Origin of the sequence: Streptococcus caprae, from assembly GCF_042649745.1 — a bacterium.
In the GTDB taxonomy this organism is placed as follows: Bacteria; Bacillota; Bacilli; order Lactobacillales; family Streptococcaceae; genus Streptococcus; species Streptococcus caprae.
Genome location: NZ_JBHRZV010000004.1, coordinates 50,474 through 67,002, shown reverse-complemented (window position 1 = coordinate 67,002; position 16,529 = coordinate 50,474). Strand labels below are relative to the sequence as shown.

The following is a 16,529-nucleotide window of genomic DNA, read 5'->3' as shown; positions in this document are numbered from 1 at the left end:
ATCGCTTTTCATTATAGGTCATATGGGACTTTTTTTCTACATTCAAAAAGGCTCCATAATCTCTGCAGGGGAGCTACCCACTACAGAAATTATAGAGCCTAAATCTCCAGAGAACGCTGGCTTGTATGAGCTGGTGTTTTCGTTTGCTCTGAAATTTTTATTGAATTGTCAGTATTGGAATGTTAATTAAGGATTTTGAGTTTAGCAATTTTTTAGTACTCTTTTAGGTTATTTTAAGTCTCCCAAGCTATACTATAACCATCCTAAAACTTTTTACTGCTAAGGCAGTATCGTCATCCCTAAGTGCTAAAGCGCCAAGGGCTGGCATATCTTTTTCATAAATCTCCTGAAGAGTCCTGGCGAAAGCTGGGGCTTTTCGTTTTTACCCAATACTCATTCATAATTTCATTAGACGAGATGGGTTAACATAAACAGATCTAGGGTTAGGCAAGGAAACTTAGCGACGTATGGTTTTGATTTTGGAAGAGTACCTAGTCGAATGAAGTTCTTTGAGCCAAGTCGCTGAGATACAGATAGTACTTGGGTACGGTAAATCGAAAACAAGGATGTATCAAGGTTCAATAAATTGTCTATAAAAACCACCAGTGCGGATATGAACTGATGGTTGATTTGCTATTCTCGTTTGCGTCGGGCGAAGTCGACGAATTTGAATTTCTCAAGTTTGTGGCGACTGTCGGTGAATTGGAACTGGCGGCCGTCTTCCAGGTAGCCCTTACTTTTGATGGAAACGATGTGGTGGTCGGTTCCAAGGTCTAAGAGGAGCTTGTCACGGTCGCTGGTATGGTCGATCGTGATTTCTTTTTCGGCATAGGCAATGGGGAGGTTGAGCTGGTTTTCTAGGTAGGCATAGATGGACTGCTCCGCGATGTCCCGAGATAAGTCTGGAACCAGAGATTTCAGGAGATAATCGATATCCAGGACGGAGGCGATGCCGTCCATGACCCGCTGGCGTGTGACCCGCCACACGATGGCGTTCTTGGAAAATCCAGTCAGCTGGGCCAGTTTGTCATCGATGATGAGCTTATCCAGGGCGATGACATTGGTCTTGGCGGTCATCCCCAGACTTTGGTTGAGTTCCTGAAAGCTGGTCAGGGCAGACACAGGAAAATTAAACTGCTCGCGCTTGGTCACCTGAGAGCCACGGCCCTGATGCTTATGAATGAGGCCTTCCTTGGTCAGCAATTGCAGAGCCTTGCGGACGGTATCTCGGCTGGCCTGGTAGTGTTGGGTCATTTCCTGTTCGGTAGGCAAGAAGTTACCAGGCTCCAGTTGGTTGGTCTGGATTTTTTGTTCTAAATCTTTATAAATCCACTCATATTTCTTCATCTTATCTGTAATCCCTTTCAATTTGTTTTTATTTTACCATACAAGTTGACGGTTTTTAACAAAAAAGTCCAACTTTAGACCCAAACAAGTTGCAGACAAATTTGTTATCGGTTACAATTAGGTCTGTAAACAAATAGAAATTTCCTAAAGGAGAGTATTATGGGAAAATTTGAACAAGATGCCAAGGCCCTCTTAACAGCGGTCGGTGGCAAAGACAACATCACAGCGGTAACCCACTGTGCGACGCGCATGCGTTTCGTCTTGAAGGACGAATCCAAAGCAGACGTCAAAGCGATTGAAAATTTGGCTTCTGTCAAAGGTACTTTTACCAATGCAGGGCAATTCCAAGTCATCATCGGAAATGACGTACCAATCTTCTACAATGACTTCACAGCGGTATCTGGTATCGAAGGTGTGTCAAAAGAAGCTGCTAAATCCGCAGCTAAAAGCAACCAAAATCCAATTCAACGTGTCATGACCATGTTGGCGGAAATCTTCACCCCAATCATCCCTGCGATCATCGTCGGTGGTTTGATTCTTGGTTTCCGTAACATTCTTGAGGGGATCGGATTTGAGTTCTTGGGGCAAAAAATAGTTGATGGGAAAGCTGTTTTCGATGCTCAAGGTCAACCAGTTTGGAACACGCTTGTTGATGTCTCTCAATTCTGGTTTGGTGTCAACCGCTTCCTCTGGTTGCCAGGTGAGGCGATCTTCCACTACCTGCCAGTTGGTATTACCTGGTCTGTGACCCGCAAAATGGGAACTTCTCAAATCCTCGGTATCGTCTTGGGTATCTGTTTGGTATCACCACAGCTCCTCAATGCCTATGCCGTAGCTGGTACTCCAGCCAAAGAAATCGCTGAAAACTGGGTATGGGACTTCGGTAGCTTTACCATCAACCGTATCGGTTACCAAGCTCAAGTTATCCCAGCCCTTCTTGCAGGTCTGTCCCTCTCTTACCTTGAAATCTTCTGGCGTAAGTACATTCCTGAAGTGATTTCCATGATCTTCGTACCATTCTTGTCACTGATTCCAGCCCTTATCTTGGCTCACACTGTCCTTGGCCCACTTGGTTGGACCATCGGTAAAGCCTTGTCAGCTGTTGTTCTTGCAGGATTGACTGGCCCGCTGAAATCTGTCTTTGGTTTCATCTTTGGTGCCCTCTATGCGCCATTCGTTATCACTGGTCTCCACCACATGACCAACGCCATCGACACCCAGCTCATCGCAGATACTGCGACGCACACAACTGGTCTTTGGCCAATGATTGCCCTTTCAAATATCGCGCAAGGTTCTGCCGTTCTTGCCTACTACTTCATGAACCGTAAGGATGAAAAAGCAGCTGGTATCTCACTGCCAGCAGCTATCTCAGCCTACCTCGGTGTTACAGAGCCAGCCCTCTTTGGTGTTAACGTGAAATTCGTTTACCCATTTGTTGCTGGATTGATTGGTTCTGGTTTGGCAGGTCTCTTGTCTACTACCATGAACGTCCAAGCCAACGCTATCGGTGTCGGTGGACTACCAGGATTCATTTCCATCAATGCTAAATACATGGGACCATTCTTTATCTGTATGGCTGTTGCCATTGTTGTCCCACTTGTAATGACCTTCTTCTTCCGCAAGACTGGTATCATGACCAAGACTGAAGACGAAATCAAAGCATAAGGTGTAGAAACACTTTTTCGGTGAAGCTGGGACAAGAACCCAGCTTCTCCCTTTTTACCGCTTTAGAAAAGAGAATACGACATGACATTAGATACAAAAAAGGTCGTCTATCAAATCTATCCTAAGTCCTTTAAGGATACGACAGGTTCTGGGGTCGGTGATCTACGAGGCATCATCGAAAAGCTTCCTTACCTAGCTGAACTGGGCATTGATATGGTCTGGCTCAACCCCTTCTATCCTAGCCCCCAACGAGACAACGGCTATGATATTTCTGACTATACGGCTATCAACCCAGACTTCGGGACCATGGCAGATTTTGAAGAACTCGTGGCCAAAGGGAAAGAACTGGGCATCGGCTTTATGCTGGACATGGTCCTCAACCACTGTTCGACAGAGCACGAATGGTTTCAAAAGGCCTTGGCTGGTGACCCGGTCTATCAGGACTACTTTATTATCCGAGATGAGGACGAGATCACAGACTGGCAATCCAAGTTTGGGGGTTCTGCCTGGGCACCCTTTGGGGATACGGGAAAATATTATCTCCACCTCTTTGACGTGACCCAGGCCGACCTGGACTGGCGCAATCCCCGTGTCCGAGAAGAGCTCTTTGCCGTGGTGAATTTCTGGAAGGAAAAAGGCGTGGAAGGTTTCCGCTTTGACGTCATCAACCTAATCGGGAAGGAAGAGGTTCTTGTGAACTGTCCTATCAATGAAGGCAAACCGGCCTACACCGACCGTCCCATCAACCACGACTACCTACAAATGCTCAATGCGGCCAGCTTCGGGCAAAATCCAAAGTTAATGACAGTTGGAGAAATGTCTGCGACAACCATCGAAAACTGCATCCTCTACACCAACCCAGATCGCCACGAGTTGGACATGGCCTTCAACTTCCACCACCTTAAGGTGGATTACAAGGACGGTCAAAAATGGACCATCATGGACTTTGATTTCCCAGCCCTGCGGGACCTGTTCCACTCTTGGGGAGAGGGTATGGCAGCAGGCGGAGGTTGGAACGCTCTCTTTTGGACCTGCCATGACCAGCCACGCGCCTTGACTCGCTTTGTCGACACGGAACACTTCCGCGCCCAGGGAGCGACCATGCTGGCGGCTTCTATCCACCTCTCACGTGGGACACCTTATATCTACCAAGGTGAGGAAATTGGTATGTTGGACCCAGACTACGACACCATGTCTGACTATGTTGATATCGAAAGCCTCAACAACTACCAAATCTTGCTGGACCAAGGCAAATCTCCTGAGGAAGCCTTTGCCATCATCTCGACCAAGTCACGGGACAATGCTAGAACCCCGATGCAGTGGGATGACACAACCCATGCAGGGTTTACGACAGGTACGCCGTGGCTCAAGGCCGGCAAGACCTACGAGACCATCAACGTAAAAAATGAGAAAAACGGACCGATTTTCTCATTCTACCAGGAACTCATCAAGCTCCGTAAGACTTTGCCTCTCATCGCAGATGGCGACTACAAGGCTGCCTACACAGACAGCGATCAGGTCTATGCCTTTGAACGAACACTAGGTGACCAAAGCCTTCTGGTCCTCAACAATTTCTACGGTAACGAGGTGACGCTGGACCTGTCAACGACTTATCAAGCAGGCCAAGTTCTCATCAGTAACTACGCAGATACAACACTAGCTGAAACCATCATCCTCAAACCTTACCAAACGATTGCAATTTGGGGAAATAAGGTAGACTAATCCATTGAAAACAGGAACAGGCATGCCCTAAGGAGAGCATGCCTGTTTGTATATTGAAGCAACAGATATGAGTCACTAGCTATCCCCGGCTAATCCAAAGGAGAAGGCTGTCAGCCGATCTCTGCTATTGAGGGTTGAGTGGGTCTAATACTCTTCCAAAATCAAAACTATGCGTTGTTAGGTTTCCTTGCCTAACTCTCTTATGTCTATATCAACCTGCCTTGTCTATGGAGATTTTGAGTGAGTATAAAAGATTCTCAGCTTTGCTAAATTATCAAAAAAACGTAGATTGCAAATTTATACTGGGATGACAGTCGCTCTTCTTGACTGTACAGGTAGCATCAAGGTTCTGCTTTAGTTTTTATAAACGCTTTACAGGTGGAGGAAACTTTGTTACAATACTAGAAAATAACATTAGTGAAAGGAGTTTTATCATGAACAATCGTATGATGCGTTTTGGTATTTTTATGCTCCCTTCCGACAAAAGTCTACTCAAATAGTAGATTTTCTACAGAATTTGCGGTGGGGATTGCTCTGCTGCGTTTTTTTGTTGGAGAAGGTCTAGGACATCTTGTTGTCAGACCGTGTTCCCAATAAATCCTTGGTAGGGCCGTAAGGGCCTTTTTTGGTGCTTGCCTCTTATAGGAAAAGGAGATGTTTATGTTAACAGCAGTTTGGCGCTATCTGATGCGCCACCCTTGGCGTTACCTCTTGATTGCGGTCGTCCTAGTAATTTATGATTTTAGTTTGGTTTTGCCAACTCAGGTGATTCAGCGTTTGATTGATGCTCTAACTAAGGCAAACTTGACGCGGATGCAGTTGTGGAACGAGGTAGGCCTTTTGGTGGCTGCAACCCTTGTGTCCTATCTGTCTTCCTATCTTTGGAATACGCGACTATTCCAGTCAGCCATTGGCTTTAAGTTTGACCTCCAAGCCAAGTCTTTCCGTAAACTAATCAGTATGCGTCAGGCTTTTTATGACAAGTTTCGGTCTGGTGATATGGTGACACGGTTTTCTTCGGATGCTGAATACCTGGAGGAATTTGCTGGCTATGGTCTGATGATCGTTCTCTATGGTGGTGGACTGATTGCTTTTGTGATTCCTGTGATGTTTGCCATCTCTTGGCAAATCAGCCTGTGGGCCATGACTCCCTTGCTATTTTTGGTTTGGTTCTTTTGGTACTTTGGGAAGAAACAAGATCAATCGATTGAAGATAACCGAGAGGCAGTGGCAAGTCTCAACAATGAAGTCTTGGAAGTTGTGGAGGGAATTCGCGTTACTCGGGCCTATGGAAGAAAGGCAGAACTTGCTCAGCAATTTCACAAACACACGGAACGCTTGGTAGACCTAGGCAATACCATTACCCGTTTTCAATCAGCATATGGGCCGGTCTCGACAGCCATGTTGGGCTTGTCAACCGCTATTATTTTAGGACTTGGAGCTCATTACCTTCTAGCGGGTCACATCACACTAGGCCAAATCATCGCCCTTCAACTTTATGTGGTTTCTCTGGTGGAACCCTTTGTCATGCTGGCGGATCTCATTATTGTTTACCAAACGGCCACGACCTCTTACCGTAAGATTGAGGAGTTGATTGAGACTTCCGATGATATGGAGCCAGATGGCCTCCTGCAGTGTTCTGAATTTGAGACTTTGTCCTTTAAGGATTATTCCTTTGCCTATCCCATGGCAGAGCGTTCCAGTTTGCAGGAGATTTCCTTTGAGTTAAGTGCTGGTCAGACGCTAGGTATCGTTGGAAAGACGGGGGCTGGCAAGACTACCCTTATCCGTCAGTTGCTCCGTCAGTATCCCCTTGGTTCTGGGCAGTTGCTACTCAATCAAGTTCCTATCCTTGACTACCAACGTGCTTCTATAGACCAGTTGTTGGGCTATGTTCCCCAGGAACACGTGCTCTTTTCAAAGCCGGTTGGTGCAAATATCGCCCTAGGTAAGGTCGGTAGTCAGGAAGAGGAAATCAGACGTGCGGTGGCCTTGGCAAGTTTCTCCAGTGATTTAGAACAGATGAGTGCAGGTTTAGAAACGCCGATTGGGGAACGTGGGGTGTCCATATCGGGTGGGCAAAAGCAACGGATTTCCCTAGCACGTGCCTTTATCAAGGACCCTCAAGTCCTAATCTTAGACGATGCCCTGTCTGCAGTGGATGCTAGGACAGAGCGTGTGATCATCAAGAATATCCAAGAGGAACGCCAGGACAAGACGACTATCATTGTCACCCACCGTTTGTCTGCGGTCAACCATGCGGACTTGGTGCTGGTCTTAGATGAGGGACGGATCGTTGAACGTGGGCGACCTGACGAGTTGCTTGCCCAAGGAGGCTGGTATGCCCAGCAATATGACCGCCAACAGGCTAGTGAGGAGGAGTAAGATGGCTGTTTTTAAGCAATTATTACAGGAAATTCGTCTAGTCAAGGGCAAGTTTGCCCTAGGCTTGATCATTTTAATTCTAGCGACAGCTGGAAATCAGCTGGCTCCTCTGAGTTTGCAGACCCTGATTGATGGTCCTTTGACCTACCTGTCAACAGGGGATAAAGGGCCTATGGCGATTCTCCTGGAAGGATTGGCTGGCTATTTGAGCTTGATTATCGGTGCAGGGATCTTATCTTATGTCGCCCGTCTTATCTTAATGGCCTGTGCCAATACTATCGCAGGGGAGCTCCGCAATCGGGCCTATGCTGTCATGCAGAGCCTGCCTATTTCCTATTTTGATGACAAACCAGCAGGGAAGATTTCCACGCGGATTGTCAATGATACGGAGACTTTACGGAGTCAGTTTTATGGGACCCTCCTGTCACAAATTTTTATTTCGGTCTTGCAAGTGCTCTTTATTTACGGTGTTCTCTTTAGCTTGGAGTGGCGGTTTGGGCTTGCCTTGTTGCTGCTCTTACCCCTCTTTTATGGTTGGCAGGTACTCTACCATAAATTGACTCAGAAACCGACAAAGGCCTTCTATGAAGCTAGAAGTGACCTCAACAGCCTGGTCAATGAGACCATGAACGGGGCCAGCATCTTGCAACTCTATGGTCAGGAAGAAGTGGTTTGGTCTGAGTTTGAAGAGACGGCTGGAACCATGCGAGCAGCTGATGAACGCTTGGTCTTGATAGGGGCAACGGTCAGCTGGTCCTTGGCAGAGTTATTCAAGTACCTGATCATCGCAGGCGTTCTGACCCTGGTCGGCTACCAATTTTTAGCTGGTCATACGGGAATCACGGCAGGACGACTCTTCGTTTACCTCAATTACATGGTGACACTCTTTGATTTGATGGCGGCTCTGGTTCGTCAGTTTCCGGCCCTGCAGCGTACTAAAGAGACCGGTCAACGGGTGCTTGAGCTTTTGGCGGCACAAGGTGAGCCTGATGTATCCGCAGACTTGCCGCCAATCCAAGGTCAGGTTGTTTTTGACCAGGTTTCATTTGGTTACATGGCAGAGCAGGCAGTCCTGTCAGATATCAATTTTCAGATTGAGCAAGGTCAGACCCTGGCCTTGGTTGGCCATACAGGTTCAGGCAAGTCATCTATTACCAATCTCTTGTACCGTTTCTATGAACCTGGCTCTGGCCAGATTCTGATTGATGGTCTGGATATCAGCCAGTTCTCCCGTGAGAGCCTTCGGAGTCAGATGGGGATTGTCCTACAGGACCCCTACCTCTTTACAGGCACCATCGCTTCAAATGTGAGCATGGGACAAGCCTACTCTGACCAGGCCATCCAAGAAGCCCTGGAACAGGTTGGTGCGGGGGACATGCTCGCTCGATTGTCCAAGGGGATTCATGAACCCGTTGTTGAAAAAGGTGCAGCCTTCTCTAGTGGAGAACGTCAGCTGATTGCCTTTGCACGAACCTTGATTGCTGACCCTAAAATACTGATTCTCGACGAGGCGACCTCCCATATTGACACGGAGACGGAGGAAATCATCCAGCGTGCCATGGAAGTCGTGCAGGCTGGTCGGACGACTATCATCATAGCTCATCGTTTGTCTACAATCCAAGAAGCCGATCAGATTTTGGTCTTGGATAAGGGACGGATTGTTGAGCAGGGTAACCATCAAGAACTGATGGCTCTGGGAGGTCAATATGCCCATATGCAGGCTCTTCAGCAGAAGGTAGATGCTTCATAATGGTCTATCTTGCTCAGGCAAGATAAAGTTCTTGAGTTTTTCGGTCAAACTCCAGTAAAGTTTGTATCAATCGGTTTCCTTGATTTTATATTCATCTCAGTTAACTCTGATAGTATCCATTTTAAGTTTCTAGCTTCTGTTTTTAAATCTTCAACGGAATTGTTTGGACTAATGTGTCTCGGTTTGTCCCAAAGTTCTTTATTGGACTCTATTTTAAATGGTTATTGAACCTAAACAGGCATGCCCTAAGGAGAGCATGCCTGTTTTTGAGTTTAGACAAGATTTTATATAGTTGAAAGAAGCACTTTGAGATTAGGCAGTGAGACGCAAACAGTACTTGGGTACGCTAAGTCAAAAATCAAGCTAAGTTCAAATGCCTATATTTTTCTGAAACGATACTATCAGGTTCTTAGATGTTCTTGATAAACCTTGCGGGTCTAATTATCAGCAGTAATTTGAAGGCTTATTGCTCTGCTATTGCTAGAGGGAGAAGCCAAGGAGGGCGACCCAGGCGAGGAGGACAATCAACCAGAGAAAACCGATTAGAAAGAGGCCTAGTAAGAGTAGGTTGACTGGTTTGGGAAGTTTGCTTTGAGGTAAGTGGATAAAAAAGTAGCGACCACCGAAAAAGAGATAGAGCAAAATCAATAAGCAAACAGATAGCTTCATAGTGTTGAGGTGGCCTTTCTAGTTCCTTGCGTCTAGAGAGATACTTGGGAACAACTGCTTGTATTATCTCATATTTTATTAACTCTCTCAAGCCTTGATTTCTGACAAGCCAGTGAGGGCGAGGCATGATTTTATCTGGCTTTTTTGTTAAAATAAAGTCAGTTTAAAATAAGGAGACGAATATGGTACGTTTACAAGATGATTTTTTTGACGCGATTAATGGTGAGTGGGAAAAAACTGCCGTCATCCCTGACGATAAGCCGACTACTGGTGGATTTTCGGATTTGGCGGATGAGATTGAGGACCTCATGATTGAAACCACCGATCAGTGGTTGGCTGGTGAGGATGTCCCAGAGGATGCAATCCTGCAAAATTTTGTTAAGTTCCACCGTCAGGTAGCCGATTTTGACCAGCGTGAGGCAACAGGCATTGAGCCGATTCGGGCCTTGGTTGAAGAGTATAAAAACCTGGGCTCCTTTGCGGAGTTTGCGGCTAAGATGGGGTCTTATGAGCTTGATGGCAAGCCAAACCTCCTGCCCTTTGGGGTATCTCCTGACTTTATGGATGCCCAGACCAATGTTCTTTGGGCCTATGCACCGAGTACGATTTTGCCAGACACGACCTATTATGAGGAGGACCATCCTCAAGGGGCTGAGCTATTGGCAAAATGGCGGAGCTCCCAAGAGGACTTGCTTCCCAAACTCGGATTTACAGAGGCTGAAATTGCAGACCTTCTCGATAAGATGATTGCTCTGGATGCTGAAATCGCCAAGTATGTCTTGTCGAGTGAAGAAGGCTCGGAGTATGTGAAGCTCTACCATCCCTATGATTGGGCAGACTTTGTCAAGTTGGCTCCAGAGTTGCCATTGGATGCGATTTTTACAGAAATTTTAGGTCAGGTTCCTGACCGTGTCATTGTCCCTGAGGAGCGTTTCTGGACGCAATATGCAGCCACTTATTTCTCTGAGGAGAACTGGGACTTGCTCAAGGCTGACCTAGTACATGGTGCAGCCAACAGCTTTAATTCTTATTTGACAGATGAAATCCGTGTCTTGTCAGGTGCCTATAGCCGTGCCCTGTCAGGAACGCCGCAGGCCATGGACAAGAAAAAGGCGGCCTACTACCTGGCGCAAGGGCCATTTAACCAGGCTCTAGGCCTCTGGTATGCGGGTCAAAAATTCTCTCCAGAAGCCAAGGCCGACGTTGAGCAGAAAGTAGCGACCATGATCGAGGTCTACAAGGATCGTTTGACCAACAACGACTGGCTTCAAAGGGAGACTATCGAAAAGGCCATTACCAAGCTGAATGTCATTACGCCACACATCGGCTACCCTGAAAAATTGCCAGCAACTTACGCTAAAAAGGTTATCGATGAAAACCTTTCTCTTGTGGAAAATGCTCAGAATCTGGCCAAGATTTCTATCGCTCATTCTTGGAGCAAGTGGAACCAGCCGGTCGACCGTGATGAGTGGCACATGCCGGCCCACATGGTCAATGCCTACTATGACCCACAGCAGAACCAGATTGTCTTTCCAGCGGCTATCCTCCAAGCACCATTTTATAGTTTGGACCAGTCTTCATCTGCTAACTACGGCGGAATTGGAGCGGTGATTGCCCATGAGATTTCCCATGCCTTTGATACCAATGGAGCCAGCTTTGATGAGCATGGCAGCCTCAATAACTGGTGGACTGAGGCAGACTACGCCGCCTTCCAAGAGCGGACGGACAAGGTTGTTGAGCAGTTTGACGGCATTGACTTTGCAGGTGGTAAGGTCAATGGTAAATTGACTGTCTCTGAAAACGTGGCAGACTTGGGCGGACTTTCCGCAGCTCTTGAAGCAGCCAAGAAAGAGGACGACTTCTCAGCCAAAGACTACTTCACCAACTTTGCGACCATCTGGCGCATGAAGGCGCGTGAGGAATACCTCCAACTCCTTATTTCTGTCGATGTGCATGCACCAGGTAAGCTTCGGACCAATGTCCAACTGCCAAACTTTGACGACTTCATCGAAACCTTTGACATCCAAGAAGGCGACGGCATGTGGCGCGACGCAGAAAAGCGCGTGATTATTTGGTAAGGATTTTAAAATGAAAGAGAATGTACGCAACCATCTTCTTTGGTATGGTCTGTTTCAGCTTCTAACAGCAGTGACTGGTCTATTTTTCATTTTCTCTACTGACTTTTTACCGGTGATGTGGGTAACTCTCCTTTTGTTTATTTGGCTGGTAGTCACTTCTTTTAAAGGACGTAAATTGATTGAGACAAATCAGCCTGTCAGTCTTCTCCCTTATTGGATTTATCTTGGTGTACAAATCATCGAAACAGTGTTAGTGCTTGTACAGGGATTTTCCGGTGGCTTTCTTAGTGCTGCTTTTCGGATTTGCTGGACAGTCTGGATTATCTATCGCTTAAAAATCGTCAATCAAGGAATTTCAGAAAGCAATGAAGAAAAAAGTATCACGAATGAATAGCAGCAGGTGTAAGAACTTTATTTGCTATAGGATAAGTGAATCGGAACTCTCTTTCTAGAATCGATAAAAAAACCTGGGACCCCTGTCAGCTAAGGACGGAAGTCTCAGGTTTTTGTCTGTAATGGAGCAATTGTGTTGGGCAGGAGAGATTAGCCCTTTCTGCTCTGCCTTTGGACCAAAGAAGCCCGCAGAAGGGTGAAACCAGTATAGAGGGCGATAAAGATAACCAGGACTTTGAGGACCTGAACATCGAGGATGGTGATGAGGCGGATGGCCATTAGGACCCCAATGACCCCACCGACAGAAATCCCTACAACTCCAGGCCAGGAAACCCGACCAGATTCAATAAAGGCCTTGGCTCCTGCTGTCATAATCATACCGGCGTTGAGCATCATGACCGGTAGGGCGATGACAGGGCTGATGCCCATGAGGGAGAAGAAGATTAGCTCTGGTGCGTAGTTGCCAAGTCCCATGGACATGAGGAGGCCGACGACGAAGTCAAAGACCATCCCAATCACCAGATTGAGGCCAGTTAGGCCACGGACATCGTCGGTCAGGCCTTGCCCAGGATTGGTTATCATGCGGTAGGCCATAATCAGGGCCGCAATCATGAGCAAGGTTCCCAGGGTCCGTTGGACCATCTTGGTATTCCAATTTTGGGTGACACGGGCTCCGATAAAGGCACCTGAAAAGGCGGCAGCGGCCATGCAAATCAAGGTTTTGAGGTCGACCTGGACGATGGTGATGGAGAGCAGAGCTTCCGTCAGGACCGGGATAATATGGGCGGTTGTCATAGTGGCGGGAATCTTGCGGTCATCAGAGACCAGCTTGGTGGCCTTGAAAAAGGTCGTCGTTGTCGCAAAGGTCCCAATGCCCAAGGTATCAAAGAAGTCCGTGATAATTCCAATCACAAATCCTGTCCAGAATTTTTCTTTGAGGTTGATGCTATTTTTCCTGGCATAGCGATAGATGAGGTAGGCATTCCAGGCGATGAGGCCCAGAATGAGCGCCTGCATAAGGCGAAGGATAAATTGTTCAGTCATGGAACCTATTATAGCTTAATTTTCATCTGCTGGCTAGAGGCCTCTGCTTGTCAAAGCCCGCCTTTTGGACTACAATGGAAGGACGAGACTGGGCACTTTTATAAGACTGACCGTACAGGATTCATCCAAGGTAAGTGCACCAGTCAAGCAAATAAGGAGACCACTGTGGAACAAAAAATCGTGAGAGACCCTCTCTTTCTCAGCCAAAAATCCCAAGAAGCCAGTCTTGCGGACCTGCCGATTGGCCAGGATTTGCAGGACACGCTGGCTGTCAACAAGGACCGTTGCGTTGGGCTAGCTGCTAATATGATCGGGCACCATAAGCGGATTATCATCGTGGATTTGGGCCTGACCAGTCTGGTTATGTATAATCCGGTTATTCTGGCTAAGTCAGGGCCCTATGAGACAGAGGAGTCCTGTCTGTCATTGGCTGGGAGTCGTCCGACAACCCGCTACCGTGAGATTAGTGTCCGTTTTTATAACCAAAATTGGCAGGAGCAGACCCTGACCTTGACCGACTTTCCTGCTCAAATCTGTCAACACGAGTTGGATCATCTAGAAGGGATTCTAATTTGACCGGGGTCGAATACGGGGGTCTTGTTCTAGCCTTCTGTCTTATAACTTGGTGCTTTTGGCGGTTTTTGAGACCTTCTAAAATAGCAGAGCAGACCACCTCGCCAGTACCTCTCCTGGATTGGTCGGAGATGGAGGAAACCCTAGCTCAGACGCCCTATCAGGAAACCTGGGTCTATCAGCAGGAGCGTTTGCAGGTCTTGGGTTGGTCAGCGGATGTCATCATGGAATCCGCAAGGCAGTGGTTCTCAGAGCATGGCTTGACCCTGGTCCAAATTGAAACCTTTGGTCAGCAAGCAAGGCTAGCTGGCAGTCCAGTTTTTCAAGACCTCTGGGCGCGTGAAGTCGCAGCTGGTCGCTCGAGTTTAGACCTCTTGCAGGTCCTCCTTGCAACCCTGGATTTCCCAGACGAACTAACCCTGGCCAATTATACCCAAGCACTTGAAAACTGGGCAGATCTAGCCCCTGATGATGTCTTTTGGAGGACCTTGGCTAGGGCGGTGCAGGAGACCTTCCCAGTGGCTGGCCTGTCCCAGCAGACAGACCTAGCTCGGCAAATTCACCAGCTCCGCTATTTGATCTCCAACCAGCAGGCAGACTGGGTCCGTCGCCACTATGGTCGCCCTGGCAGAACCGACCGTTCAGCTCTGGTCGCCTACCTGGCCGGAAAAAATGCTCGAAACACGCTTTTGGAGCGGTTGGGCCTGGCCTCCTATGATTACGCGGTTTATGACGTCGGTGAGTCGGCCCGCCTCCACAATAAGCAAGCCTTTGACGAAAAAAACACTCCCCTGAAACTAGAGGGTCTTCCTAATATCAAAGTCCTGATTAACTTCCATACGGAGTTTATCCTGGATAGTAAGGGCAACTTTGTCAATATCTTTGAGACGGGGCAACCGACCTTGAATGGCCCAATCAATGGAGCTAGCTTTAACTATGCCAATCGCAATGACCTCAGGCACCTTCAGCTGGATGTGGTTCCGACCAAGGTCCACGATCCCAAGTATCGCCGAAGGGTGTTTAAGTCAGCTTCTCATCCTTATCGTAGCCCAAGACGGGCCTTTATTTGGCAAAGGCAGAGCTGGCAACGGGCTTATGGCAATCCACGCGGAATCTATGCCAACCGCGGCCGGAGCATGAAAACCCAGGTCAAACAAGCCAGTCGTAAACTCAGCCTAGACATTAAAAAACTAAAAAAAGTCAATGGAACAACAGATTAAAGAAGGACTATGGAGAGGGACCAATTCAGAACTCTAGTAAGAGGGGATGGTTTCCCTCTTTTTGTGCATAGAGGTCCAAATTTTGCTATATTATAAGTGTAGTAAAATGAAAAAATCGCTAAGGAGGTCCCATGACAAAGCAGAAATTCCTAAACTTATCCATATTAAGTCTTCTGGTTCTAGCCTTGCTAGGCGGATGTAGTATTCTAGGAGGTAAAAAAGCGATGGAAGCCAAACGTGAAGCAGAAAAGCAGGAAATGATTGAGATTGTCGAGAGTGAGGAAGTTCAAGCTATCATTCAAGAAGAGGTTGACTACTACAATAATCTCGTGGAAGGTGAGGAAAAACCTATAACGAGCTATGAAGTTGATTATGACAGTCTAGAATATCATCCAATGGGAGGGATTATCATTAAGATAATTATGAATGATATTTCTGAACAATACGTAAGCATAGATGTCTATATAGATCAGAACAAAGAATATCAACAATCAGGGTCGGTTGTTTCAGGAGAATTTAGCGATTATTTGGTAGCGTTTAAAGAGAAGGTTGAGCATGATGAAACACAATGATTATGAGACTATTGAAATTATAAATCGAGAGTATCATATAGCTGCTATTAATCAAAAAGTATTTATTACTAATAAATTTGAAGAACAGTACATCGGTACGGTTTCCCATATCTATGAAAATTCAGGGGCCGGGGAGCAGATTTATGTCCTGACCAATCAAACAGCGGACCACACGTTAAATGTTGATAATCCAGCAACCAACGCTGTTCCCTACACCGCCTCTGAGTCAGAATCTTCCCCTCTAAAGTGTCAAATCCTCCAAGTTATGTTATATTGTAAGTATATTAGACGGCTAGTATCTTTATAAGATGACATAAGGAGGTTCCCATGACAAAGCAGAAATTCCTAAACTTATCCATATTAAGTCTTCTGGTTCTAGCCTTGCTAGGCGGATGCAGTATTTTAGGAGGTAAAAAAGCGATGGAAGCCAAACGTGAAGCAGAAAAGCAGGAAATGATTGAGATTGTCGAGAGTGAGGAAGCTAAGGTAATTATTGAAAAAACGTTAAAAAATACAGACTCTAATGCCTTTCAAGAAAACGGTGTAATACAATCTTATGAGATTGATTACAGCACACTTGAAGTAATTCCAACAGGGAATTTTCAAGGGAGAATAGTAGTTAATGATGATGAAAACCTTTATTTTAGTGCTATTTTTTCTATTGATTCAAATCATAAATTACTCAGTATCTCTGGAGGAGTGTCCAAGGCCCTATTAGAAAAGCTTAGAGAGGCTCAATGATGTTCACAACCACTTATACTGATAGAGAAATTATAGATATTATCGACTTAGAGTATGATAAAGACGTATATATTGGAAAAGCTCTGGGTATCGATAATTTTGATACATACCTCGGCACGGTTTCCCATATCTATGAAAACTCAGAGGCCGGGGAGCAGATTTATGTCCTGACCAATCAAACAGCGGACCACACGTTAAATGTTGATAATCCAGCAACCAACGCTGTTCCCTACACCGCCTCTGAGTCAGAACCTTCCCCTTGAAAGCGTCAAATCCTCCAAGTTATGTTATATTATAAGTATATTAGACGGCTAGTATCTTTATAAGATGACATAAGGAGGTCCCATGACAAAGCAGAAATTCCTAAACT

Annotated in this window: 14 protein-coding genes and 2 pseudogenes; 13 read left to right on the top strand and 3 right to left on the bottom strand. The window is 46.4% G+C overall.

The window, feature by feature from the left end; genetic code table 11:
- Window positions 1–190: pseudogene (locus ACFORF_RS01280) on the top strand (hypothetical protein); the annotation flags it as partial.
- Between the two features lie 443 nt (window positions 191–633).
- Here ACFORF_RS01280 and treR read toward each other — a convergent pair.
- Window positions 634–1,347: a trehalose operon repressor gene (treR, locus tag ACFORF_RS01275; protein ID WP_380424587.1), complete on the bottom strand. Its 714-nt coding sequence runs from the start codon at window positions 1,345–1,347 to the stop codon at window positions 634–636.
- Window positions 1,348–1,506: 159 nt separating this feature from the next.
- On the opposite strand from treR, the pseudogene treP reads away from it, so the two are divergent.
- From treP to ACFORF_RS01255, 4 genes and pseudogenes are all read left to right on the top strand, one after another.
- Window positions 1,507–3,000: pseudogene (treP, locus tag ACFORF_RS01270) on the top strand (PTS system trehalose-specific EIIBC component); the annotation flags it as partial.
- 93 nt (window positions 3,001–3,093) lie between these two features.
- Entirely contained in the window at window positions 3,094–4,734 is a 1,641-nt protein-coding gene (gene treC / locus ACFORF_RS01265; protein WP_380424585.1) for an alpha,alpha-phosphotrehalase, read from the top strand.
- Window positions 4,735–5,394: 660 nt separating this feature from the next.
- Window positions 5,395–7,119: an ABC transporter ATP-binding protein gene (locus ACFORF_RS01260; protein ID WP_380424583.1), complete on the top strand. Its 1,725-nt coding sequence runs from the start codon at window positions 5,395–5,397 to the stop codon at window positions 7,117–7,119.
- A 1-nt stretch (window position 7,120) separates the two neighbouring features.
- On the top strand, window positions 7,121–8,869 hold the full coding sequence (locus tag ACFORF_RS01255) for an ABC transporter ATP-binding protein (protein WP_380424580.1): 1,749 nt from the start codon (window positions 7,121–7,123) through the stop codon (window positions 8,867–8,869).
- A gap of 480 nt (window positions 8,870–9,349) precedes the next feature.
- On the opposite strand, the gene ACFORF_RS01250 is transcribed toward ACFORF_RS01255, so the two are convergent.
- Window positions 9,350–9,538, bottom strand: coding sequence for a hypothetical protein (locus ACFORF_RS01250; RefSeq protein ID WP_380424577.1), 189 nt, complete (start codon window positions 9,536–9,538; stop codon window positions 9,350–9,352).
- 182 nt (window positions 9,539–9,720) lie between these two features.
- Between ACFORF_RS01250 and ACFORF_RS01245 the strand changes: the two genes are divergently transcribed.
- Together ACFORF_RS01245 and ACFORF_RS01240 are read left to right on the top strand one after the other, a co-directional pair.
- Window positions 9,721–11,616, top strand: coding sequence for a M13 family metallopeptidase (locus tag ACFORF_RS01245; RefSeq protein WP_380424575.1), 1,896 nt, complete (start codon window positions 9,721–9,723; stop codon window positions 11,614–11,616).
- 10 nt (window positions 11,617–11,626) lie between these two features.
- A complete protein-coding gene (locus ACFORF_RS01240) occupies window positions 11,627–12,010 on the top strand; it encodes a hypothetical protein (protein ID WP_380424572.1) in 384 nt (127 codons plus the stop codon).
- A gap of 149 nt (window positions 12,011–12,159) precedes the next feature.
- On the opposite strand, the gene ACFORF_RS01235 is transcribed toward ACFORF_RS01240, so the two are convergent.
- Window positions 12,160–13,053 carry a TSUP family transporter gene (locus ACFORF_RS01235; protein WP_380424570.1) on the bottom strand — a complete coding sequence of 298 codons (894 nt, stop codon included), beginning with the start codon at window positions 13,051–13,053 and terminating at the stop codon, window positions 12,160–12,162.
- A 165-nt stretch (window positions 13,054–13,218) separates the two neighbouring features.
- On the opposite strand from ACFORF_RS01235, the gene ACFORF_RS01230 reads away from it, so the two are divergent.
- From ACFORF_RS01230 to ACFORF_RS01205, 6 genes are all read left to right on the top strand, one after another.
- Entirely contained in the window at window positions 13,219–13,629 is a 411-nt protein-coding gene (locus tag ACFORF_RS01230) for a peptide deformylase (RefSeq protein WP_380424567.1), read from the top strand.
- Between the two features lie 128 nt (window positions 13,630–13,757).
- On the top strand, window positions 13,758–14,846 hold the full coding sequence (locus tag ACFORF_RS01225) for a DUF3114 domain-containing protein (protein ID WP_380424564.1): 1,089 nt from the start codon (window positions 13,758–13,760) through the stop codon (window positions 14,844–14,846).
- A gap of 131 nt (window positions 14,847–14,977) precedes the next feature.
- Complete coding sequence (locus ACFORF_RS01220; RefSeq protein ID WP_380424562.1) at window positions 14,978–15,418, top strand: DUF1310 family protein; 441 nt, start codon at window positions 14,978–14,980, stop codon at window positions 15,416–15,418.
- A complete protein-coding gene (locus ACFORF_RS01215; RefSeq protein WP_380424560.1) occupies window positions 15,402–15,725 on the top strand; it encodes a hypothetical protein in 324 nt (107 codons plus the stop codon). The genes ACFORF_RS01220 and ACFORF_RS01215 overlap by 17 nt, the downstream gene beginning before the upstream one ends.
- Window positions 15,726–15,745: 20 nt before the next feature.
- A complete protein-coding gene (locus ACFORF_RS01210; protein ID WP_380424558.1) occupies window positions 15,746–16,159 on the top strand; it encodes a DUF1310 family protein in 414 nt (137 codons plus the stop codon).
- Window positions 16,156–16,422: a hypothetical protein gene (locus ACFORF_RS01205; protein WP_380424556.1), complete on the top strand. Its 267-nt coding sequence runs from the start codon at window positions 16,156–16,158 to the stop codon at window positions 16,420–16,422. Before ACFORF_RS01210 ends, ACFORF_RS01205 begins: the two co-directional genes overlap by 4 nt.
- Window positions 16,423–16,529: the final 107 nt, after the last annotated feature.

Bases quoted from the DNA above. Each gene is read 5' to 3' on its own strand.
- ACFORF_RS01210 (WP_380424558.1), top strand. From the start codon at position 15,746: ATGACAAAGCAGAAATTCCTAAACTTATCCATATTAAGTCTTCTGGTT.
- ACFORF_RS01215 (WP_380424560.1), top strand. From the start codon at position 15,402: ATGATGAAACACAATGATTATGAGACTATTGAAATTATAAATCGAGAG.
- ACFORF_RS01240 (WP_380424572.1), top strand. From the start codon at position 11,627: ATGAAAGAGAATGTACGCAACCATCTTCTTTGGTATGGTCTGTTTCAG.
- ACFORF_RS01220 (WP_380424562.1), top strand. From the start codon at position 14,978: ATGACAAAGCAGAAATTCCTAAACTTATCCATATTAAGTCTTCTGGTT.
- ACFORF_RS01225 (WP_380424564.1), top strand. From the start codon at position 13,758: ATGGAGGAAACCCTAGCTCAGACGCCCTATCAGGAAACCTGGGTCTAT.
- ACFORF_RS01250 (WP_380424577.1), bottom strand. From the start codon at position 9,538: ATGAAGCTATCTGTTTGCTTATTGATTTTGCTCTATCTCTTTTTCGGT.
- ACFORF_RS01260 (WP_380424583.1), top strand. From the start codon at position 5,395: ATGTTAACAGCAGTTTGGCGCTATCTGATGCGCCACCCTTGGCGTTAC.
- treR (WP_380424587.1), bottom strand. From the start codon at position 1,347: ATGAAGAAATATGAGTGGATTTATAAAGATTTAGAACAAAAAATCCAG.
- ACFORF_RS01205 (WP_380424556.1), top strand. From the start codon at position 16,156: ATGATGTTCACAACCACTTATACTGATAGAGAAATTATAGATATTATC.
- ACFORF_RS01255 (WP_380424580.1), top strand. From the start codon at position 7,121: ATGGCTGTTTTTAAGCAATTATTACAGGAAATTCGTCTAGTCAAGGGC.
- ACFORF_RS01245 (WP_380424575.1), top strand. From the start codon at position 9,721: ATGGTACGTTTACAAGATGATTTTTTTGACGCGATTAATGGTGAGTGG.
- treC (WP_380424585.1), top strand. From the start codon at position 3,094: ATGACATTAGATACAAAAAAGGTCGTCTATCAAATCTATCCTAAGTCC.
- ACFORF_RS01235 (WP_380424570.1), bottom strand. From the start codon at position 13,053: ATGACTGAACAATTTATCCTTCGCCTTATGCAGGCGCTCATTCTGGGC.